Raw genomic sequence first — 22,012 nt, 5'->3', positions numbered from 1 at the left:
AATCCTATTTACAGCCAGGCGAGAGGATTGAAAAAAAGATATACAGCCATCAGAATAATCTCTCGACAGGAAAGTTGACGGAAAAGAGAAATGATTTTCATCATAAATGACATCGTCCTTTACAATGAGGAGGACGGCACGCTGGCGCATATCGATAACGCCAGTAATAAAATAGCTTTACTTAAACCCAGCGCCAGACTGCTATCGTTATTTATTCGCAATAATAACAAGCTGTTGCTGCGCGAGAGATTGCTTAATGAAGTTTGGGTTGAACACGGTCTGAAAGCCTCGAACAACAACCTTAATAATTATGTTTCCGGCTTACGCAAGTCTTTGGCGCAATGCGGTACAGAAGAGATTATCGTGACTTACCCGCGCCAGGGGTTTAAATTCAACGCCATTAGCATTCACGAGACAGATGAAAAGAAGGATGAATATAAAAAAGAACATGAGAATATGTTGGAAACCACCACTATCCCGCCGCCGGGGAATAAACATCCAGGTATACGGCGTTCGCTGCAGAGATTAATTATGATCATGGCGGCGTGCCTGGTGCCTTTTTCCGCCGTCGTACTGTATCAAAACAGCACGCGTATTAATGTTTATCCGCTGGGAAGCTACGGAAATTGCCAGATTTACAGTATGACATCGGGCAGTGGCGATTTAGGTCAAATCAAACGGGTCATACAACGCGCTGGTTTCAGTTGCCAAACGCGCGCCGACGTTTATTACTACGATAATATCCGTAATGAGGGCGCAGAAAACAATGAACAATGGGTGACATACTGTCCTCGAGCCGGTAACAGCCCCTGCATCAACAATTATATCGATAACAAGCAGCCTTGAATTTTGCGATTTGTCCCAGGGTCATCAAACCAATCCCCCGGCCATGCCGGGGAACTTATTCCCCTTTCGTCGCGCAAACGAAAAATGGGGCGTAGTTACCGCTAAAGAGATAATGACGGCTATCGAGTTGCTCAACATGCCAATGCAGTACCGGCGCCGACATCAGCAATCGCCGGTTCAATTCCTCTTTCTCTAAATTATCCTGCGGTTTTCTCAGCTTTTCCTTCAGGCGTAACGTGTAATTATCACCTTGCTTGCGATAGTCCATCATCAAAATACGGTCCACAACATAGCGGGTGTCGCCGTCATAGACGCTGCCGTTCAGCAACAAAGTGACGCCTCTCGCCCCCTGAGGCACCACGCTGATCATCAGCACACTCTGCATAAGATTACCGGGCACCTGATCGGTTAAACGCATTACAGCCCGGCATTCAGGCAAACGGGGCTTAAACCATAGAAAATACCCCGACATCCCGCAGCATAACGTTGCCGCTATCAGCAACAGCGGAAAACCATAACGCCGCATGCGGCTACTGTGCCCAGTGTTCATAATAATTCTCGCATTGTACCTTGCCGGCGGCCATATCAGCCTGTGGGCAGTAGTAGAAATAAGACGCTCTAACCCGACCGAAAACATTCGGCGCAACCGACTTGCTGTCGTAATACAGCACGGTCGCCGGCACATTGCATGGGATGTTTTTCTGCTCCAAAAGCCCTTTCAAACGGCTTAAATCAACCTCACCCGGCCCAGGCTTGTGGTATGAGGTAACAAACTTGATCTCACAGCTGCCGATGTTGCCCACCGCCATCGCGCTGAGCGGCGCATAGCCGCTGTCTTGCCAGGCCCAGATCCCGCTCCCTACGGCCAACAGCAACAACCCGCTCAGCCCAATGCGTTTGAAACGCGTCAATCTAGCCGCAGGCTCTGCAGCAGGCGCGGCCTCGCCGACGAGCGCCGCGTTCTGCACCATCAGCGCCTCTGCCTGGCTATCTGTCGTCTTCAGCTCGCGAGCGGTAAACATGAAACCCTGCCGCGGCAGGGTGACGATGATCTCTTCCTCACCGAGCGAAGAGAACGCTTTGCGCAGAATCGAAATGGTATTGTTGAGGTTGTTGCCGGAGGCCACCTGGCCATGCGCCTCCCACACCTGCATCAGCAGCGTTTCGCGGGAGAGCACCAGGTTATTGTTGCGCACCAGCGCGGAAAGCAGGCGGTTCAGCGTGGCCGTCAGCGCAATCGGCGGGATGTTGTCATGCAGCGAGATCAACTCCGATCTATCTTCATGATATTTAATATTATTATTAATTATGTATCTCATAATTCCCTGCGCGATAAACTGATTAACGCTAATTATCCCCTATCAAACATGGCAATATTAGCATAGCGCAAATGATAAGAAAATTCTTAACAAAAACAATAAAATCCAATAAAAACAAATATATATTCAATATCACTATACAATTCACAGAGTGAATTTTGTAGCCTTTTTCTAATTCAATTCACGAATGAAGTGGATTAACAAACTGAGCATAAATAAAAAAACCCGCCATAAGGCGGGCCTGATCAACGTCTGAAAATACTCAACGCAGGCGGTGAATTTGCCGGTCTTGCCAACCGGCGAACAGCAGCAAACCGCATAGCGCGCCGAGCAACGCGCAGAACATGTCGGACTGGGTGTCCCACGGGTCGCCCTGGGTGCCGAGAAACTCGTCGGCGCCCTGGCCCAGCGCCAGCGCCGCCCACCACTCGATCAGCTCATACACGGCGCTGATGGCCAGCGCGATGCAGCACACCACGAAGCCCAGCATCTTGCGGCCCTGCACATAGCCGCCGCGCAGCAGGATTTCGCGCGCCACCAGCGCCGGCACCAGCCCCTGGAAGAAGTGCCCCAGTTTGTCGTATGGGTTGCGGCCAAGATCCAGCCACTGCTGCACCTCAAACCCCAGCGGTACGCGGGCGTAGCTGTACATGCCGCCGAAAATCAGGATCAACGCATGAAATAAAATCAGCGTGTAGAGCAGCGGCGTCAGCGGATAGCGGCGATAAGTCAGCCACAGCAGCGGCAAAACTACCAATACCGGCGCCACCTCCATCAGCCAGGTGGGGCGATCGTAAGGGCGGATGCCGCTGTGGATCAGCGCGGCCAGCAGCAGCGCAGGGTGATAACGGACAATAACAGCGGGGTACGCGAGGCAGGCATAACCAACGTTCCTTTGGGTTAACGGATCAATACACTCTTTATACCGCAGATCCTTGGGCGAAAAAAAACAGGCGGAGCGTCGCCGCTTCGCCTGTTCGATATGCGCGTACCCTGAGCGGGATTATTTCAGCGCTACGCGGATCACGTCGTCCGGCGCGGTGGCTTCTTTCTCGCGGCTGGAAGCCTGTTTGACGCTGACGTACAGCGTCTGACCGTCCGGCGACAGCGCCAGGCTGTTCGGGTGGGTCGGCGTCTTGATGGTGTTCAGCACCTTGTAGCTCTTGGCGTCGATTACGCTCACTTCGCCCGCCTGGCGATGGGTGACGTAAACTTCATTGCGCGCCGGGTTGAACAGCACCGCCAGCGATTCCGGCACGTCGATCTTGCTCAGGATGTTGCCGTTGCGGGTATCCACCACCAGCACCTGCGGCTGCTTGGAATCGGTGATGAACGCACGATGGGTAGCGGTATCCAGGCTGATGTTCAGGAAGAAGTGCTCTTTGGACTCATCCAGCTTCTTGCGCGACAGCACCTTGTTGGATTGGGTGTCGATGGTCACCAGCTCGCCGTCGGCGTTGGTGACGTACAGACGTTTGGCGGCGGCGTCCAGCGCCAGGCCGGTGCCGTATTTGCCGGTGTCGGTCACGGTGGCGCGCAGGGTCAGATCCTTGCCGTCCACCACCCACACCACGCTGGATTCACCCAGACCGGTGATGTACAGGGTATCGCTGTCGGCATCCGCCACCAGTTCGCGCGGCGCCAGCGGCTTGACGGTCTCGGAGCGCTTGCGCGCGTCCAGCACCAGGCGGCCTTTCACCTCGCCGGTCTTGGCGTCGATGGCGGTCACCGAGTTATTGACGGTGTTGCCGAAGAACAGCGTGCCGGTCTTGGCGTTGACGGCGGCGCCGAACGGTTTGATGTCATTATGAATAATCTGGGTCACGTCCAGCGTGGTCGGATCCAGACGATAAACGATGCCGCCCTTGTCCAGCTTGCGGCTCTGCGACGTCGCCAGATAGAGCGCGTTCTCGCTCGGGCTGTAGGCCATTTCATAGGCGCCCTTGCCAACCGGCTTGCGCAGCACTTCCGGCGCGGTCTGCGCCAGCAGCGTATTGGAGAATAGCAGCGTGGACAGCAGCATCAGCGGAAATGCCGCACGTTTTCCCTTGGTGATCAAAGCATTCATCGTAATCTCCTTATAGAACCAACGGGGCGGCCGAGCGGCCGCCCTCTCTCGTTATTAAAATCAGGCTTTCTCTTCGGAAAGCAGCGCCCACCAGCTGTCGATGGTCGGGTTGCGCGCCAGCGCGATAAAGTCGATATCGCCGCGGATCTTGCGCCAGCGGGTCGCCAGCTCCATGATGCGCACCGAATCCAGGCCGTAATCGATCAGGTTCTCATCGTTGCCCATGTCTTCGCTGTCTTCGTCAAGCAGCGGCAGGATCTGCTGACGCAGCGCATCGATGCTGGCGATACCGGCAGCCGGCAACAGAGACGCGGTGGTCACCACCCGGCCGCAGCGGCCGGCGGTGTAGCGCAGCGCCATCAGGTGTTCGTCGCGCGAGAAATCCGCCAGGCCGTCGGCCACCATGAACGGCTGGATATTGCGCATGAAGGCGTCGATGGCGGTGGTCAGGCAGCCGATGTGCGCATACACGCCGCAGATGATCAGCTGATCGCGGCCGGACTCCTGCAGGATCTCCTGCAGCGGCGAGCGGTGGAAGGCGCTGTAGCGCCATTTCACCAGCACCGTGTCGTCTTCGTCCGGCGCCAGCGCGGCGGTCACCGCCTGCTGCTCGGGGTGTTTGTTCAGGCCCGGCCCCCACATGTCGTTCAACAGTGCGCGATCTTCATCGCTCTGCTGGTTCGGCTGCGCGGTATAGAACACCGGGATGCCCTGCTGTTTGCAGTAGCGGCGCAGGTTGGCGATGTTCTCCACCACCTGTTTAATCAGCGCACTGTCTTCGCCCCAGAAATTGAGGAAATACTGCTGCATGTCGTGGATCAGCAGCGCGGCGCGCTGCGGTTCTACCTGCCAGGTGACTTTATTTTGCGGCAGTTCGTCCGCCGTCGGCAGCGCGTAGTCATTAAGTTTTGGAATGGCCATCGATTAATCTCCCTGAGCCTGAGTCTGTAGTTGCGCGTCGAGCTGCTGGCGCAGCCGTTTTTTGTCCACTTTGCCGACCGGGGTCAGCGGCAGGCTGTCCACCTGAATAAAGCGATCCGGCAGTTTGAAGTCCGCCACGCCCTGCTCGCGCAGGTGGCGGCGCAGCACCACCGGCTTCAGCGGCGCGTTGGCGATGATATAGGCGCAGCTCTTCTCCCCCATCAGCGCGTCCGGCATCGACACCAGCGCGGCGTTGATCACGTCCGGATGACGCAGCAGCAGGTTCTCGATCTCCTCGGCGGCGATCTTCTCTCCGCCGCGGTTGATCTGATCTTTCTGCCGCCCCTGCACGGTGATGTAGCCGTCTTCGCTGATACTGATCAGATCGCCGGAGCAGTAGAAACCGTCGGCGTCGAAGGCGTCGGCGTTGTGCGCCGGGCTTTGGTAGTAACCGCGGAAGGTATAAGGCCCGCGCGTCATCAACCGGCCGACCTCGCCCGCCGGCAATGGATTGCCGTCGTCATCCGCCACCCACACCTCGTCGTCCGGCGACATTGGCCGCCCTTGCGTCGTCAGGATGTGGCGTTCGTCGTCGTCCAGCCGGGTGTAGTTCACCAGCCCTTCCGCCATGCCGAACACCTGCTGCAGTTGGCAGCCGATTTCGTTCTGAATGCGCGCCGCCAGCGTCTCGCCCAGCTTGGCGCCGCCCACCTGCAGCAGTTTCAGGCTGGCGAGCTGGGCATTGCCGCCCCACTCTTCGATCGCCTGCAGCCACAGCGTGACCGCCGGCGGCACCAGCGCCGTCACGTTGATTTGGTGCTGTTCGATCAGACGGAAGCACTGCCCGGCGTCCGGATCGGCGGCGAACACCACCAGCCCGGCGCCATAAAACACGCCCAGCACGCCCGGCGAACTCATCGGGTAGTTATGCGCCACCGGCAGCGCGCACAGGTAGCGGGTCTGCGCGTCGAAACGGCAGATCTCCACGCTGCGGCGAATGCTGTAGTAGTAATCATTGTGGGTGCGCGGGATCAGCTTCGGCGTGCCGGTGCTGCCGCCGGAAAGCTGGAAGAACGCCACCTGATCGGCCGCGGAAGGCTGCGCGACAAAACCGTCGCTCGCTTCGTCCAGCCAGGCGGCCAGCGCCAGCTCGCCCTCGGGCTGGCTGCGCAGCGCCACAACCCGCAGCGAAGGATGCGCATCGCGGAAGGCGTTCAGGAATTGATCGTCGGCAAACAGCCCGTGCTGGCGATCGGCGATCAGCAGCGCCGGTTTGATCTGCTCGGCATAGGCGTTCAGCTCGCTGCGCTGATGGCTGAACAGCGCGTTGACCGGCGCCACGCCAATTTTCAGCAGCGCGAAGAACACGATATAGAACTCCGCCACGTTGCCCAGCTGGACCAATGCGGTGTCGCCGGATTTTACGCCGCGGCGCAGCAGAGCGGCCGCCAGGCGATCGGAGCGCTGTTGCAACTCGCGGTAGGTCAGGCTGCCCTGGGCGTCGATAATCGCCGGGGCGTCGTTGTTGGCCTGGCGATCGAGGATCTCGGTCAGCGGCTTGTCAGTCCAGTAGCCGCGTTCGCGATAGCGGCTGGCAAACTCCGCCGGCCAGGGGGTAAAGGCAATGCTCATCTTGTCGTTATCCTTGATTCATACCAAAGGCACGCAGAATGGTGCTGAGTTTGGTGCCTGTTTCATGCCATTCAGATTCGGGTGAAGAGTCTTCCACAATGCCGGCGCCGGCGAACAGACGCACCCGGTTGCCGTCAACGGTGCCGCAGCGGATAGTCACTACCCACTCGCCGTTGCCTTCGTCATCGCACCAACCGACGATGCCGCCGAACAGGCCGCGATCGAACGGCTCCAGCTTGCCGATCAGGGCGTGCGCCTCGGCCGTCGGCATGCCGCACAGCGCTGGCGTTGGGTGCAGCAGGCAGGCCAGCGACAGGGCATTTTCGTCTGGAGACGCTGCCTCGCCGTCGATCGGCGTGGAGAGGTGCCACAGCGTCGTGGTGGTCAACAATTCGGGGGTGTGCGGCACATTCAGGTAGCGGCAGCGGCCGGCCAGCACGTCACGCATGCTTTCGGTGACGATGCGATGCTCGTGGCGATCTTTCGCCGAGGCCATCAGCCGCTCCCCCACTTCGCGATCGCGCTGCGGGTCGGCCTCGCGCCGGGCGGAACCGGCCAGCGGGTTGGAGTAGAAACGGCCGCCGTCCTGGCGCAGCAGCAGCTCCGGGCTGGCGCCCAACAGCGCGCCCTGCTCCAGCGGCACGTGGAAGTGGAAACCGTGCGGGTTTTGGGCGATCACGCGCGCCATCAGCGCATGGCGATCCACCGGCCGGCGCGTTTCGATCTCCAGCAGGCGCGACAAGACCACTTTATCCAGCTCACCGGCCTTCATCGCGTCAACGGCATCGCTGACCATGTTCATGAACGGCTGCTGCGGCGGCAGCTCCGTTATGCCTGCCAGCTCCGGCCCCTCTGCCGCCGGCTGAACGCCGGCCATAAAAGCGGCGCGATCGAACCAGCGGCTCTGCTGCGGAATAAACAGCGCCGAAGGCTGCCGGGTATCGAACGGGATAGCGCCGCACAGCAGCGGATTTTTGATACCGGCCTGACGGGCCTCGGCAAACGCCTGCCGCACGCTGCGCTGGAACTCGCCGTTCAGATCGGCGCCGTCCGCGGCCGGCAGGCGAATGCGGCTGAAACATCCGGTGGTGGTCAAGCTGCGGAAAGGGGAGGTAAAGAAGAAGCCCGACGCCGGAGAAAAATCAGCGGCGAACAGGTGTTCTTCGCGCTCCTGCATTTCCTTTCGATTGATGTCGTTCACGGCAGTATCCATCGCTTCGCCCTCAGATTTTGAAGTGATAACCAATATAATAATGATTATCATTTGAGTTAATTCCGCGCTAAATTACTCGCCGATATTTGCCATGTCAATAAACGTAAGCACTTCTTTCATTTCAAAATCATGACATAAACGCTGTGGGTTTTACGCATGCCGATGATAAGCATTGCTATTTGATCCCACAGCGTTGTCTTAACGCGTTCGACTACTTTTCTGTGGCGGGCTGCGGCTCCGGTTTGTGCAGCGTCACCTGGCGCAAACCGGTCATGGCGAACAGCAACAGGATGCCGAGCAGCGCCGCGCCGAAACCGAAACCGCTGGCGCTCATCGCCGGCAGCATAAAGGCGCCCATCGCCCCCAGCAGCAGTGCGCCCAGCGCATCGCCCACCACGTTCTGCGCCGTCCACAGGCCGTTGATGCGGCCGAGGAAGTTGTCCGGCGTCAGGCTCTGGATCAGGCCGTATTGCAGCAGCGAGTTCAGCGCGCTCAGGTAGCCGAACGCCACCAGGCACAGCAACGCCAGGCTGTACCACGGCATCAGGCCGAACAGGCCAATGGCGGCGAACGCCGCGATCGCCGTCAGCAGCATCACCCAGCCGGGGCGCGCCACGTGCGCCACGCGACCGCTGGTGAACGCGCCGATGGCGGCGCCGAGCGGCACGGCGGCGTACATATAGCCGAGGTGGGCGGCGTCGATGTGCCAGCTTTCCGCCATCGCCGGGTACAGCACGCGCACCGCGCTGGCCATGGTCAGCAGCGCGCCGATCAGCGCCACCATGCCGATCACCTTGTTCTGGAACAGGAAGGCGAAACCGCCCGCCAGCGCGCGCAGCGGGTGTTCACGCGGCTGCGGCGGCGGCATCAGCTGCGGCAGGCTCAGCAGCGGCAGCAGCGTCAGCAGGGTGCCGAACGCCGCCAGGCCGTAGTTCCAGGCAATGCCCATATGGGCGATCACCAGGCCGCCGATCGCCGGAGAAAGGATCGAGCCGAAGCGCACCGTCAGCATGCTGATGGCGCCCGCCTGCACGATGTTTTCGCGGCCCACCAGCGCCGGCGTGGCCGCCAGCAGCGCCGTCACCCCCACCGCGCCGAAGAAGCCGTCCCACACCGCCAGCAGATAAATGGCCGCCAGCGAAGGCGACGGCAACAGGGCGTTGAGGCACAGGCCGACGAAGCCGATGCCGCAGGTGGAGCGCGCGAACAGGATCAGTCGGCGCCGCTCATAGCGATCGGCCAATACGCCCCCCATCAGCAGCCCGGCGAACATGCCGCCGCCGGCCAGCGTCACCGCCAGCCCGACCTGCAGGGTGGAACCGGTCAGCGCCTGGATCTGCACCGGGATGGCGATCGCCATCAGCCCCAGCGCCACAATGGAAATAAAGCGCGCGCAGAATACCGCGCGGAAAGCCCGGTTGGTTTTCAGCAGGCTAAAATCAAGCAGGATGGAGGGTTTGCTACTCATCGGTTTTTCACCACATCGTTAAACGGGGATTCTGCAGTTGCGGGGCGCTATGCTAGCACAGATGGCGAAATCAATAATGATAATAAAACTCATTGATATTCAACCGTGAGCAACCGCAAGAAACGCCGCCACACGCGGGGTAATCCCCATGCCTGGCGGCGAGATGACGGACGCGATTACAGCGTGCGCAAGATCCTGTTCAGCAGCGGCCCCAGCACTTTGAACGACGCCGGCGAAACGATATCGACATGCGCGCAGTCCAGCTCGTGCGCCTGCAGCGCATCGACGTACTGCGACCAGGTTTGCTGCACGTCCATCCCTTCCTGCAGCGTGCGTTTGGCGACGAACAGCGTCGCCTGGCCGTGGAAACGAGCAGTACGCGTGTGCGACAACAACCGCACCGAGTCGGCGTAGTTGGCTTCAATGTTGTCGAACATCGCGGTGCGCGTCTCGCCCAGCGCCGGATCGAGCGTATCCTGCGACACCGCCAGGAACTGCTCGCGCTCGCGCTGCACCTCCTTCAACACGTTGTCGTCCAGCATCACGTCCCAGTTTTGGGTCTCCGGCGGATAGGTATCCAGCAGGCCGAGGAACGCCACCTGCTCGCCGCGCGCCTGCAGCCGGGCGGCGATGCCCTGCGCCAGCGTGCCGCCCAGCGAGTAGCCGATGAAGTGGTACGGCCCGTGCGGCTGTACCTGCAACACCGTCTGCAGGTGGGCATCCACCACCTGATCCATATCTTCGCTCAGCGCCAGCGGGCCGTCCGGCCGCGGCGACTGGATACCGACCAGCGACCAGTGCTGATCGAGATAGCGCGGCAATACGCTGAACTGCCAAGAGAAACCGGACGCCGGGTGCAGACAGAACAGCGTCGGCCCCTCGGTGACGCGCAGCGGCAATACGCTGTCGAAGCCGCTGCGATCGGCCTCTTCCTGCGTGCGATCTTCCGCTAACAAGACAGCCAACTGCTCGACGCGCGACGCCACCATTACCTGGCCGACGGACACCGCCTTGCCCAGTTCGCGGCGCAGCTCCGCCGCCAGCCGCATCGCCAGCAGCGAATGGCCGCCGAGCGCGAAGAAATCGTCATCGGCGAACACCTGCTCACGCTGCAGCAAACGGGCAAATACCGCCGCGATCTCGCTTTCCAGCCCGGCCTGCGGCGGCCGCCCAGCCTTGCGCTCGCCACCCTGCGGCTGCGGCAAGGCCTTGCGATCCAGCTTGCCGTTGGCGCTCAGCGGCAAATCGCTCATTTCCACCAGCGCCACCGGCACCATGTGCGGCGGCAGCCGGTCGGCCAGCGCCGCGCGCAGGGCTTCCGCATCCCAGCTCGCGCCAGGCTGCATCACCAGATAGCCCACCAACTGGCGCGCATCGCCGCCGGCGTCCACCGGCGTGCCCTGCAGCACCAGCGCGTGCGTCACCGCCTGGCGCACGCCCGGCAGCGACAGCAAGGCGTGGTCGATTTCGCTCAGCTCGATCCGCTGCCCGCGGATCTTCAGCTGATCGTCGCTGCGGCCCAAATATTCCACCGCGCCGTCCGGCAGCCAGCGCGCCACGTCGCCGGTGCGGTACATGCGCCCGCCCTCGCCGAACGGATCGGCGACAAAGCGGCTGGCGGTCAGATCCGGCCGGCCAAGGTAGCCGTGCGCCAGCTGCACGCCGGTCAGATACAGATCGCCCGCCACGCCCGGCGGCACCGGCCGCAGGCGCGCGTCAAGAATGCGCAGCCCGGTGTTCCACACCGGCAGGCCGATCGGCACGTTGGCGCCGGTCACCTTCGCCAGCGCGTCGCCGTAGGCCGGATGCCAGGTCACGTCCACCGCCGCTTCGGTCGGGCCGTAGAGGTTGTGCAGCGGCACCGCCGTGCGGCTTTGCCACAGGCGGCACAGCTCCGCCGGCAGCGCTTCGCCGCTGCAGAACACCTGGCGCAGCGCGGCGCAGCTCGCCACCGCCGCGTCGTCGTCCAGGGCGGCAACGAAAGCCGCCAGCATCGACGGCACGAAGTGCAGCGTGGTAATGCGGTGCTGCGCGATCAGCTGTTGCAGCTGCTGCGGATCGCGGTGCGCCTCCGGCGGCGCCATCACCAGCCGGGCGCCGACCATCAGCGGCCAGAAGAATTCCCATACCGAGACGTCGAAACTGCACGGCGTTTTCTGCAGCACCGCGTCGTCCGCCCCCAGCGGATACTGGTGCTGCATCCACAGCAAGCGGTTGACGATCGCCTGATGGCCGACCAACACGCCTTTCGGGCGCCCGGTGGAGCCGGAAGTAAAGATGATATAGGCCGCATGGTTCGGCGTCGGGCCCGCGATCGCCACCCCGGCGGCGTGATCGGCCGGCAGCGGCGCGTCATACAGCAAAATTTCGCCCTTGTCGGCGAACCGCGCCTGCTGCGCCGGGTTGGTGATGACCAGCCGGGGCGCGGCGTCTTCCAGCATCATCGCCAGCCGCTCGTCCGGATAACCGGTGTCCAACGGCAGATAGGCGGCGCCCGCTTCCACGATCGCCATCAACGCCAGCGACAGGAACACCGAACGCGGCAGCGCCACCGCCACGATGTCGCCCGGCCGCACGCCCTGCGCAACCAGCTCACGCGCCAGCGCCATGACCTGCTCGCGCGTTTCGCGGTAGGTGAAATTGAAATGCGCATCCGCCAGCGCCGGCGCGTCCGGCGTGGTTTGCGCCTGCTGCGCCAGCAACTGGCTCAGCGTGGTCGCCGGCACCGGGTGCGCCGTGTCGTTGACCCGCGCCAGCAGCGCGTGATCGTCGGCGGTCAGCATATCGGCTTCGCCGATCGGCAACGTTGCCTGCGCGGCGAACTGCGCCAGCAGCAGCGGCAACCGCTGCAGATGCGCCTGCAGTTCCTGGCGACCATAACGCTCGGCGTTGGCCAGCAGCTCCACCTTCAACTGATGGTGTTCGTCGATAAACAGCGCAATCTCCAGATCGCGCACCGGCCCGGAGGCCAGATCGTGAGTGATGCCTTCGATACCGGCGAAATCCAGCTGGTAATCGAACATTTTGAAGTTGAAGACCGTGCCGTACAGCGGTTCGCCGTCGCCGATGCGCCCCAGATCGCGCTGCACCTGCTCGGCGTCGTAGCGCTGATGGCGGCGCACCGTTTTCAGCTCGCGGCTGATGCGGGCGGCGGCCTCATACAGCGTGGCCTGCGGCTCGAGATGCATCTCCATCGGCAGTACGTTGATCACCGGCCCGGCGGCGCACAGGGCGGCCGATCCGGTACGGCGCATGAAGATAAAACCGGCGCTGAAACTCGGTTGGCCGCTCAGGCGCGATACCCACAGCGCCACCAGCGCCACCGCCATATCGGCGGCGTTCAGCTTCTGCTGCGCGCCGCACTGCACCAGTTCGGCGAAGGCCTGCGGATCGCAGCGCTGTTCCAATCGATGGATGCGCGGCGTGGGGGTTTGCCCGGCCAGCGGCTGCGGGCAGAGCGTGGCCGGCGGCGGCAACTGCCGCGCTTTTTCGAGCCAGAAATCGGCGTCGCGCTGCCAGGCCGGCGCCTCCCGGTAAGCCTGGTATTCCGCCACCACGTCGCTGAACGCCGTGAAAGGCGTCGGTTCCAGCGCGTCGCCGCGGCAAATATGGGTGTAAATCGCCGCCACGCGGCGAGCGATGGCGGTGAAGCTGAAACCGTCCACCAGCAGATGGTGATAGCGCTGATACCAGAACCAGCGGTTATCCGCCAGGCGCATCACCACATGGCGATACAGCGGTGCGCCGCTGCCGGCGCGCAGATCGCTCGCCAGATCGATGTCCATCAGCGCGCGCGCGGCGGCTTCGGGATCCGGCGACGTCGTCAGATCGACAAGTTCCGGCTCGTGCACCGCCAGCGCGTCATCCAGCCATTGCACCGGCACGCCGTCGCGTTCCGCAAAACGCAGGCGCAGCATGTCCACCTCGTCCAGGCCCTGGATGATGGCCTGCAGCAGAGGCTCCACGGCAATGGGGCCGTTGAGTTCGATGGCGTGAGCCACCGCGTAGGCATTGCGATGCGGGGAGATTTGATCGGCGACCCAGATGCCGGGTTGCGCCGCGACCAGCGGCCATTCGCCCGCAAGCGCCGGGCCGCTGAGAGAGTTAGGGGTGTGTGACACTGCTTATTGCTCCCGTGATTACCTGGCGCCGGTCACGCCTTGCTTGCTGCGACCGGCAGAATGTCTTGCCAATGCTGTTCCAGCCACTCGGTGCACGCGGTGCGCGCCGCCGGACCGAAGACGATCGTCCAATCGGACGGAATGGCGCGGAAATCCGGCCACAAACTGTATTGTTGTTGTACGTTGCGCAGCACCAGGCTGCGCTGCTGTTGATCATCGAACGGATTCAGGCTTTCCATCATGTGTTCCTCGTGCCGTCGCCGATGCCGGATAAGCGGTGGCGAAAGCGGAGGCCCAGACCGCCTGCAGCCCGTCGGTCAGGCCGCTGCGCCAGCACAGCGCGTCGTGCCCGCCTTCCACCACCCGGTAGTGCACCCGATGGCCGGCGTCGCTCAGACGAGCCGCCATTTCGCCGCTGACCCGATGCACCAGCTTTTCCTGCGAACCGGCTTCCATAAATACCTTCAGCGCGCCGTGGTTGCCCAGGCCATGCCGTTCCACCTGCTGCATCAGCCAGCAGGCGTCGTCGGGGATGCTCGGCAGCTGCAGCATGTCGCGCCGCGGCCACCAGTAGGAACCGGACTGGGTAATTACCGCGCCGAAGCGCTGCGGCCAGCGCAGCCCGGCATACAGGGAAGCCAGGCCGCCAAAGCTTTGCCCCGCCACCACCGTATCGGCCGGTTTGTCGCTGTGCGGCGCCCAGTCGGCCAGCTGCGGCATCAGTTCTTCCTGCACCGCCAGCCAGAAATCGTCCTTGCAGGTTAATTCTCGCGCCCGGTGCGGCAGATCGATGATGTCGATCAACACATACACCGCTTCCGGCAACGCTCCCTCGCGGGTCAGCTGCATCAGCGGCTCCCAGACCGGCATCTGCTTCGCCCAGAACTGACCGTCAAGCAGGATAGCCAACGGACGCTCGGCCGGCTTGCTGTCGCCGGTGGTGTAGATCCAGACGTCGCGGCTGTTGCCCAGGCGCTCGCTCTGCCAGGTATGGCGCTGCAAACGCGCCGGCAGCGGCGGCGTGCAGCGCCCGCTGGCGATCTCATACTCGTCGAACGAACGCCATACCGGCTGCGGCGGCGCATCCGGCATGTGCAGGCCGGAGACGCTGTGGCCGCTGGCGCTTTGCCAGGAGCGATACGGGTTGAGCAGATCGGGGGTGGCGCTGGCGAACACCTGGTGCCACCAGTGGCGCAGGTTGTGCATGTTGGCGTGCGCATCGTCGCCGCTGAACGCCGGCGGCCGCTCGTCAAAGCAGGGAATAAAGCAGTAGCTGCCGCGCCAGGCGCCGCTCAGCTCGGTCTGCCAGTACCACACGTCGGTGCCGGCCAAACGCTGCAGGCTTTGCGGCGGATTCGGCTGGTGATGGTCGGTCAGGCAGTTGATGTTGATCCACACGCGGCGGTAGGCGGAGGTCAATTCGCATCCCTGAGGATCGCGCCAGAAAAAGGTGGTTCGCCAGCGGCCATTACTCGCCGGTTCTACCCATGGCGTACCGCGCCGTGCCACCGTCAACCACCATCCTGGACTGCCCGCATTGCTGCTGGCCAATAATCTGCTGCTTTCTGACTGTAGTTCTGTATTCACAACGCCTACCCATTTTGTAGTTGGCGGCACCGGGAACGTCGACTTTTCCCTATCGCCGGCCACCGCCCGAACGCACTGTACGCCAAATACTATTGATAATAATTTGCATTTGCAATAGTGTGTAAAGCTTGGAGATCGTGCTGGTATTGCGCGCAACGGACAGGGATCGGGGATATATCAATGGCATCCCTTGCCGCAGCCGATTTTCTATTTCCGACTACACAAAAACTACAACCGCCCTTCCCCCCCGTTCGGCGAGGGATGGCAGCAAGGTAGGACACTCAGATGAAAAGCAAGCTATCACGTTATTCTTTAGCCACTCTTATCGGCTTGGGATTGGGCGCGTCCGCGTTCGCCAACGCCGCGCAGCAAACCGACACCCCCACCACGGAAGAAAACAGCGGCGCAGCGGATAAAAAGCCGCGCGGCGAAGACACCATCGTCGTGACCGCCGCCCGGCAGAACCTGCAGGCGCCTGGGGTGTCCACCATCACCGCCGATGAGATCAAGAAACGCCCGCCGGCGCGCGACATCAGCGAACTGATCCGCACCATGCCCGGGGTTAACCTGACCGGCAACTCCACCAGCGGCCAGCGCGGCAACAACCGCCAGATCGATATCCGCGGCATGGGCCCGGAAAACACCCTGATTCTGATCGACGGCAAACCGGCCTCCAGCCGCAACTCGGTGCGTCAGGGCTGGCGCGGCGAGCGCGACTCGCGCGGCGATACCGCCTGGGTGCCGCCGGAAATGATCGAGCGCATCGAAGTGCTGCGCGGCCCTGCCGCGGCGCGCTACGGCAACGGCGCCGCGGGCGGCGTGGTCAACATCATCACCAAGAAGGCCGGCGATGCGCTGCACGGCTCGCTGAACGGCTACTTCAACGTGCCGCAACACAAGCAGGAAGGCGCCACCAAACGCACCGACTTCAGCCTGTCCGGCCCGCTGAGCGATTCCCTGAGCTTCCGCCTGTTCGGCGGCTACAGCAAAACGCAGGCCGACGCCTGGGACATTAACGAATCGCATAAGTCCGAACGCGTCGGCGCCTACGCCAACAGCGTCCCCGCCGGGCGCGAAGGGGTGGTCGATAAAAATATCGACGCCTTGCTGCACTGGGACTTCGCCCATCTGCAGTCGCTGGAGTTCGAGTACGCTTACGGCCGCCAGGGCAACCTGTACGCCGGCGATACCCAGAACACCAACACCAACGCCCTGGTGCAGAGCAACTACGGCGAAGAGACCAACCGCATCTACCGTGAAACCTTCGGCCTGACCCACCGCGGCGCCTGGGACAACGGCGTGAGCACCAACAACTACGTGCAGTTTGAGCGCACCCGCAACACCCGCCTGAACGAAGGGCTGGCCGGCGGCACCGAAGGCATCTTCGACACCAAAAACACCGGCTTCGGCACCACCAAGCTGGACGACTTCCTGGCGCACAGCGAAGTCAGCGTGCCGTTTGAACTGGGCGTTGCCCAGACCGCCACGCTGGGCACCGAGTGGACCCAGCAGCGGATGAAAGACGGCACGTCCACCAGCCAAACGCTGATGGGCGGCACCATTCCCGGCATGACTACCGGTACGCGCAGCCCTTATGCTTCCGCGCATATCTTCTCGCTGTTCGCCGAAGACAACATTGAACTGACCGACACCACCATGCTGACGCCGGGCCTGCGCTACGATCTGCATTCGGAATCCGGCAATAACTGGAGCCCGGCGCTGAACCTGTCGCAGGAACTGGGCGACTACTTCACGCTGAAGATGGGCATCGCGCGTTCCTACAAAGCGCCGACGCTGTTCCAGACCAACGGCAACTATCTGCTGTACAGCAAAGGTCAGGGATGTGCCGGCAGCGATACCAAAAACGGCTGCTACCTGCTGGGCAACGACGATCTGAAGGCGGAGACCAGCGTCAACAAAGAGATCGGGCTGGAATTCCATAACGAAGGCTGGCTGGCCGGCGTGACCTACTTCCGCAACGATTACCACAACAAGATTGAGGCGGGTAACTCTCGCATCGCCACCAGCAGCACCGGCACGGCGGTCTATCAGTGGGAAAACGTGCCGAAAGCGGTGGTACAGGGGCTGGAAGGCTCGCTGAACGTGCCGGTCAGCGAGACCGTCACCTGGAGCAACAACGCCACCTACATGATCGAGAACAAGAACAAGACCACCGGCGATTACCTGTCGGTGATCCCGAAGTTCACCGTCAACTCGACCCTCAGCTGGCAGGCCACGCAGGATCTGTCGATGCAGTCCACCCTGACCTGGTACGGCCGTCAGAAGCCGAAGAAGTACAACTACCAGGGTAAACCGGCCACCGGCGGCGAAACCCGCGAGGTCAGCCCTTATGCCGTCGTCGGCGCCAGCGCGACCTATGACCTGACCAAAAACGTCAGCCTCACCGCCGGCATCGATAACCTGTTCGACAAACGCCAGTTCCGCGCCGGCAACGCGCAGAACGTGGGCGATCCGAACACCGGCGCGATCAACATCGCCGGTGCAGGCGCGGCCACCTACAACGAACCGGGCCGCACCTACTACATGAGCATCAACACCCACTTCTGATGACATGACCCAATGACAAAGGGGCGCCGCGGCGCCCCTTTTTTATATTTATATTCAGTTAGTTGGTGTGCAGCTGAATACGCACCACGCTTTCCGGCTTGCCGGCCTTGGTGGAAGCGCCGTCGTTTTTCACCGTCACGAACAGCGCGTCGCCTTTCGGATCCAACGCCAGACTGTTAGGGTGCGGCGGCAGGTCTACGGTTTGCAGGCGCTTAAGCGTCTTGGCGTCGAACACCGTCAGCGTCCCGGCGCCGTGATCCACGCGCACGCCTTTGCGGTTGGCGACGTACAGCCGCTGGCTGCGCTCGTCGAGCAGCAGGCCGATCGGCACCTCATCCGTCAGCTCGCTGGCCAGTACCTTGCCGCTGTCCGCATCCAGCGCGAATACCCGGTGGCCGCTGCTGCGCTTCACGTAGTCGTGCCCCAGATGATGATTGCGGTAGTTATCGCGATCGATACCCTGATCGACACCCAGCAGACGATTACTCGCCGGATCATACACCAGATTCAGCAGTTGATCGGCCTGCACTTCGTGGGTGGCGGTGATCGCCAGCGTGTCGGCGTTCAGGGTGATCACCTGCCCCTGCATGTTGGAGACGAATACCCGGCGGCCCTTCTCATCCAATGTGATACCCACCGCGTTGTAGCCGAAGCCCGGGATCACTTTCTCCAGCTTGCCGGCCTTGGTATCGACCACGTACAGCACGCTGTCGACGCCGAAGCCCAGCCCCGGCAGGAACAAGCGGCCGCTTTGCGCGTCATACTTGATCTCGCGAATGCGGTACAGGTAGTCCTCGGTGATTTTGAACTTCTTCAACTCCGCCAGCAGGAAGTCCAGGCGCTTGCCGCTGATGCCCGCCTGCTTGTAGGCCTGCTCCAGCACCGCTTTGTCCAGCAGCTTGATGCTGCCCAGCGCGTGGTTGGTGGTGGTGTCCACCACCCCGACTTCGCCGTTGAAGCCCTGAGTCAGGTACAGGCGATTGCCCGCATCGTTCAGCGCCACGCCGAAGCCTTTCACCTGCAGCGGGATCTCCGCCTTGATCGCCAGGGTGTTGGGATCCAGCCGCAGCACGCGGGAGCGCGCCTCTTCCTTCCAGTCCGGTGCGCTGACGAACAACGCCTGTTGCGAGGTGCTGTAGGCCATCTCCACCACCGCCGACGACAGCGCCTCGCGCTTGATGTCCTGCGGTTTGATGCCGGCATCGTCGGCCTGCGCAGCGCCGGCGACCACCAGAGAGGCCGCCACCAGCAGCGACAGTAACGCGCGCGGGGTTGCTAGGGTTCCAGACATCCTTTTATCTCCTTGAAAATCATGCTTTCGGTTAGAGTGAAACAACGTCATGCCTGCGGCCCGGGCGGCAGCGCCGCCAGAGCGATATCGCCAGCGATGTGCTGCGCAAACTGGGTAAAGACGTGCTGAACGCCGTCGGCGATCAGATTGGCCTGCTCCCGGCTGTAGTGATCCTGGCGGTAGGTCATCATCACCCGCAGGGATTTCGCCCCGGCCAGATCGTCTTCCATCACCTCAAACTGCAGGCCGAGCAGCGACTCGGCTTTTTCCGGCTCCACCTGGCGGTAGGCGATCGCGCTGCCGTCCTGCAGCCGGAACTCGCCGTTCAGCTTGATGCGGCTGTGGATCTGGATAAACACTTCGAACATGTGGTTCTTGCGGTCGGCGTCCACGCCGAACACCCCTTCCTCCACCAGATCGATTGGAATATCGGTGTACGGCAGCGAGCCGTTGATGGTGTTTTTCACCTGGCTGACCAACCCGGCCACCGTCAGCCCCTCGTCGAAGCGCACGCGGTGCACCACCACGGTGGTGAAGTAGCCGACGGTATCGAAGAACTCGGCGTCGTTACGGCCGGAGGTCGAGGTGCCCACCAACAGATCCGCCGGGCCGCCAAGCAGGTGCAGCGCCGAGGTAATCCCGGCATACACCACGTTGAACAGCGAAGCGTTGTTGCGGCGGGCGAGCTGATACAGGCCTTCCGCCACGGCGGGATCGACCTCGAACTCCAGCCAGCCGCCGTTGACGTCCGCCGGTGCCGGCACCGCCGGGTGGGTGGATGGCTCTTGCCGGAAGATCGGCTGGCCGACCGGCGCGCCGCGCAGCGCGTCGAGCCAGTAGTCCAGATGTTGCTGCTGCACCCCGGAGGCCCGCTGCTGCCGGGCGAAGGTGTGGAACTGCGGCGGCTGCCCGCTCCACTGCGGCGCCTGGCCGACGACGCGATGGCGGTAGGCGACGCCCAATTCATCCATCATCAGGTTGAGCGACCATTCATCCAGCACCACATGGTGGAACAGCAGCGACAGCAGCTGCTGACCGTTGTCCGCATCGCGCAGCAGCGTGACGCGCAGCGGCAGCTCGGCGGCCAGATCGAACCGGTGCTGGCCGGCGTCGGCCAACAGGGCGGCGGCGTTGCCCGCCGGCGTCTCGTGGGAGAAGCGGAACCACTGGTACTCCGGCAGCTCGGCGGCCGGCACCACCACCTGCACCACCGCGCCCTGCTGCTCGACGAAGCGTGAACGCAACACGGTATGGCGAGTCATGACGTCGATAAACGCCTGACGCAGCGCCGTTTCATCCACCTCATCGAAGAAGCGCAGAGAGAACGGCAGGTTGAAAATCTCGTCATGGCCGAAGGCTTCATACACCTTCCACAGCGATTCCTGCGCCAGCGACAGCGGTGCCTGCGCCCGATCATGATCGTCGGTGGTGGCCACCGCGGCATTCGGCTGCGCAACGTTCAGGCGTTTGGCATAGCCCGCCAACCCGCGCGCCGTCGGATGGCTGAACAGATCGTTAATGTTGATTTCGATCTGATGCAGGCTCAGCAAACGGCCGATCACCCGGGTGGCCACCAGCGAATGGCCGCCGCGATCGAAGAAGTCTTCATCCAGGGTCATTTCCGGCGCCACCAGCGCCTCACGGAACTCCTGCAAAATCAGCGGTGCAACGCTTTCGTCCGCGTCGCCGTTCGCCGCCGGCGCGGCCATCGCCGGGGAAACGGACTCAGCCGCCGGCAATGCGACGGCAATCCGCTGCCCGGCCAGGAAGGCGCTGAACTGCTCCAGCAGGAAAGGCGCCACATGCGGAGAGAGGCGCGGATCGGTGACCAACTCGAGCGTCAGCGCTTCCGCCTCCGGCAACCCCAGCAGCAGCGCCAGCTCAAACGGCGTATGCAGCGGCGGCAGCAACAGGCGTTCGGCGTGAACGCCTTCCAGCCGCCACTCTGCGGCCAGATCGTCGCGCCAGGCCACCAGCAGCTGCGCCCGTTGCGGATCCGGCTGTTCAGCCACGGTTTGCGCCAGCAGCCGCTGCCCGGCGTCGCCCTCGCCATGCTGTACGGTCAGGCGCATCAGCGGCGGCGCCGTCAGGCCTAGCTCCAGGCCGACGCACTCCGCCGTATCCGCTGCCGGCACGCACAGCTGCACCGCTTGGCCGCCGGCCTGCGCGGCGACGAACTCGGCAAACCGCGCCGCCACCGCCGCCAGCAGCGCCCGCGGCGTGTCGTTGGCGGGCAACAGCGAGCGCGCAATGCGCGTGACCACGCGCGCGCCCACCGGCGGTAAGGCTTCAGCGCGCTGCGCCGGGCTGCGATAATCCTGCAGTGAGACCGCCTGGCGCACCCACGGCAGCTGCGGCTCCGGAGTTTCCGCCAGCTCGACCGGCTCCGCCGCGAAAGGCAGAGGCATCGCGTCCCCGTTATAACGGGCGGACAGCATCGCCGGCAGATGACGCCACGGCAGCGTTTCCGCCAGGATGTCATGCAAGACCACGCCCAAAATCACGTCATCGCCCGGCGTGAGCAACAGCAGGCAGCGCAGCGGCGCTTCGCTTTCCAGTACAAACGGCGTTGCCTGCGCTTGCAGCAGGCGACAAATGGCCTGTTGTTCGTCCGCCACCTGACGAAGGCTCACCGGCAACGGCGCCGAGCCGGCGGGGCGTTTCACCAGGCCGTTTTCGTCATCAAAAACGTAGCGCACGTCCACGCCCGGCGTTTCCCGCACCAGCGCCTGCAACGCCGCCGTCAATTGGGCGATATCCACATCCCCCGTCAAACGCCAGGCCAACGCCCGCTGCCCGCGTGCGTCACCCTGCTGCAGATGGGCAAACCATGCCCGTTCTTCGGCTTCGCTTACCGGCCGCTCGCCGCTCGCCGACGCCGCGCCCAGCGCCTGAAACGCGCTCTCCAGCCGCTGGGCCTCTTCATCGCTCAGAATGCTGTCAAAATCACCGATCACTGCGTTATCTCCTCTGCCCGG

15 protein-coding genes are annotated in these 22,012 nt (G+C 62.6%); 2 read left to right on the top strand and 13 right to left on the bottom strand.

Features of this window, described 5'->3' with window-relative positions; translation table 11 throughout:
* Nucleotides 1–90: 90 nt before the first annotated feature.
* Nucleotides 91–846, top strand: coding sequence for a winged helix-turn-helix domain-containing protein (locus ACJ8HN_RS13730; RefSeq protein WP_141957744.1), 756 nt, complete (start codon nucleotides 91–93; stop codon nucleotides 844–846).
* Between the two features lie 55 nt (nucleotides 847–901).
* On the opposite strand, the gene ACJ8HN_RS13725 is transcribed toward ACJ8HN_RS13730, so the two are convergent.
* From ACJ8HN_RS13725 to fes, 11 genes are all read right to left on the bottom strand, one after another.
* Nucleotides 902–1,396 (bottom strand): hypothetical protein, encoded by a 495-nt coding sequence (locus tag ACJ8HN_RS13725; RefSeq protein ID WP_442523576.1) that lies wholly within the window; start codon nucleotides 1,394–1,396, stop codon nucleotides 902–904.
* Nucleotides 1,377–2,114 carry a winged helix-turn-helix domain-containing protein gene (locus ACJ8HN_RS13720; RefSeq protein ID WP_442523575.1) on the bottom strand — a complete coding sequence of 246 codons (738 nt, stop codon included), beginning with the start codon at nucleotides 2,112–2,114 and terminating at the stop codon, nucleotides 1,377–1,379. The genes ACJ8HN_RS13725 and ACJ8HN_RS13720 overlap by 20 nt, the downstream gene beginning before the upstream one ends.
* A 313-nt stretch (nucleotides 2,115–2,427) precedes the next feature.
* Entirely contained in the window at nucleotides 2,428–2,940 is a 513-nt protein-coding gene (locus ACJ8HN_RS13715; RefSeq protein WP_442523574.1) for a DUF2238 domain-containing protein, read from the bottom strand.
* Between the two features lie 228 nt (nucleotides 2,941–3,168).
* Nucleotides 3,169–4,188, bottom strand: coding sequence for a 7-bladed beta-propeller protein YncE (yncE, locus tag ACJ8HN_RS13710; RefSeq protein WP_369783847.1), 1,020 nt, complete (start codon nucleotides 4,186–4,188; stop codon nucleotides 3,169–3,171).
* 105 nt (nucleotides 4,189–4,293) lie between these two features.
* Nucleotides 4,294–5,154 (bottom strand): isochorismatase, encoded by an 861-nt coding sequence (locus ACJ8HN_RS13705; protein WP_004930014.1) that lies wholly within the window; start codon nucleotides 5,152–5,154, stop codon nucleotides 4,294–4,296.
* Between the two features lie 3 nt (nucleotides 5,155–5,157).
* On the bottom strand, nucleotides 5,158–6,786 hold the full coding sequence (locus ACJ8HN_RS13700; protein WP_033649956.1) for a (2,3-dihydroxybenzoyl)adenylate synthase: 1,629 nt from the start codon (nucleotides 6,784–6,786) through the stop codon (nucleotides 5,158–5,160).
* 7 nt (nucleotides 6,787–6,793) lie between these two features.
* Nucleotides 6,794–7,999 carry an isochorismate synthase gene (locus ACJ8HN_RS13695; protein WP_197791783.1) on the bottom strand — a complete coding sequence of 402 codons (1,206 nt, stop codon included), beginning with the start codon at nucleotides 7,997–7,999 and terminating at the stop codon, nucleotides 6,794–6,796.
* A gap of 211 nt (nucleotides 8,000–8,210) precedes the next feature.
* Nucleotides 8,211–9,467, bottom strand: coding sequence for an enterobactin transporter EntS (gene entS / locus ACJ8HN_RS13690; protein ID WP_033649954.1), 1,257 nt, complete (start codon nucleotides 9,465–9,467; stop codon nucleotides 8,211–8,213).
* Nucleotides 9,468–9,643: 176 nt separating this feature from the next.
* Nucleotides 9,644–13,588, bottom strand: coding sequence for an enterobactin synthase subunit F (locus tag ACJ8HN_RS13685; RefSeq protein WP_442523573.1), 3,945 nt, complete (start codon nucleotides 13,586–13,588; stop codon nucleotides 9,644–9,646).
* 32 nt (nucleotides 13,589–13,620) lie between these two features.
* Nucleotides 13,621–13,827: an MbtH family protein gene (locus ACJ8HN_RS13680; RefSeq protein WP_033636748.1), complete on the bottom strand. Its 207-nt coding sequence runs from the start codon at nucleotides 13,825–13,827 to the stop codon at nucleotides 13,621–13,623.
* The gene (gene fes / locus ACJ8HN_RS13675) at nucleotides 13,802–15,175 is read right to left on the bottom strand and encodes an enterochelin esterase (protein ID WP_442523572.1); all 1,374 of its coding nucleotides are present in this window, start codon (nucleotides 15,173–15,175) and stop codon (nucleotides 13,802–13,804) included. Before fes ends, ACJ8HN_RS13680 begins: the two co-directional genes overlap by 26 nt.
* 285 nt (nucleotides 15,176–15,460) lie before the next feature.
* Between fes and ACJ8HN_RS13670 the strand changes: the two genes are divergently transcribed.
* Nucleotides 15,461–17,743 carry a TonB-dependent siderophore receptor gene (locus tag ACJ8HN_RS13670; RefSeq protein ID WP_033636747.1) on the top strand — a complete coding sequence of 761 codons (2,283 nt, stop codon included), beginning with the start codon at nucleotides 15,461–15,463 and terminating at the stop codon, nucleotides 17,741–17,743.
* Nucleotides 17,744–17,801: 58 nt separating this feature from the next.
* Here the strand turns inward: ACJ8HN_RS13670 and ACJ8HN_RS13665 are convergent, their stop codons facing one another.
* Nucleotides 17,802–19,034, bottom strand: a complete 1,233-nt coding sequence (locus ACJ8HN_RS13665; RefSeq protein WP_033636746.1) for a YncE family protein — start codon at nucleotides 19,032–19,034, stop codon at nucleotides 17,802–17,804.
* A 47-nt stretch (nucleotides 19,035–19,081) separates the two neighbouring features.
* Entirely contained in the window at nucleotides 19,082–21,991 is a 2,910-nt protein-coding gene (locus ACJ8HN_RS13660) for a condensation domain-containing protein (RefSeq protein WP_442523571.1), read from the bottom strand.
* Nucleotides 21,992–22,012: the final 21 nt, after the last annotated feature.

The sequence above is a fragment of the Serratia sp. CY29653 genome, from assembly GCF_052169255.1.
In the GTDB taxonomy this organism is placed as follows: Bacteria; Pseudomonadota; Gammaproteobacteria; order Enterobacterales; family Enterobacteriaceae; genus Serratia; species Serratia sarumanii.
Note: the sequence above shows the minus strand (reverse complement) of the source record. Positions and strands in the feature narration are given on the sequence as shown.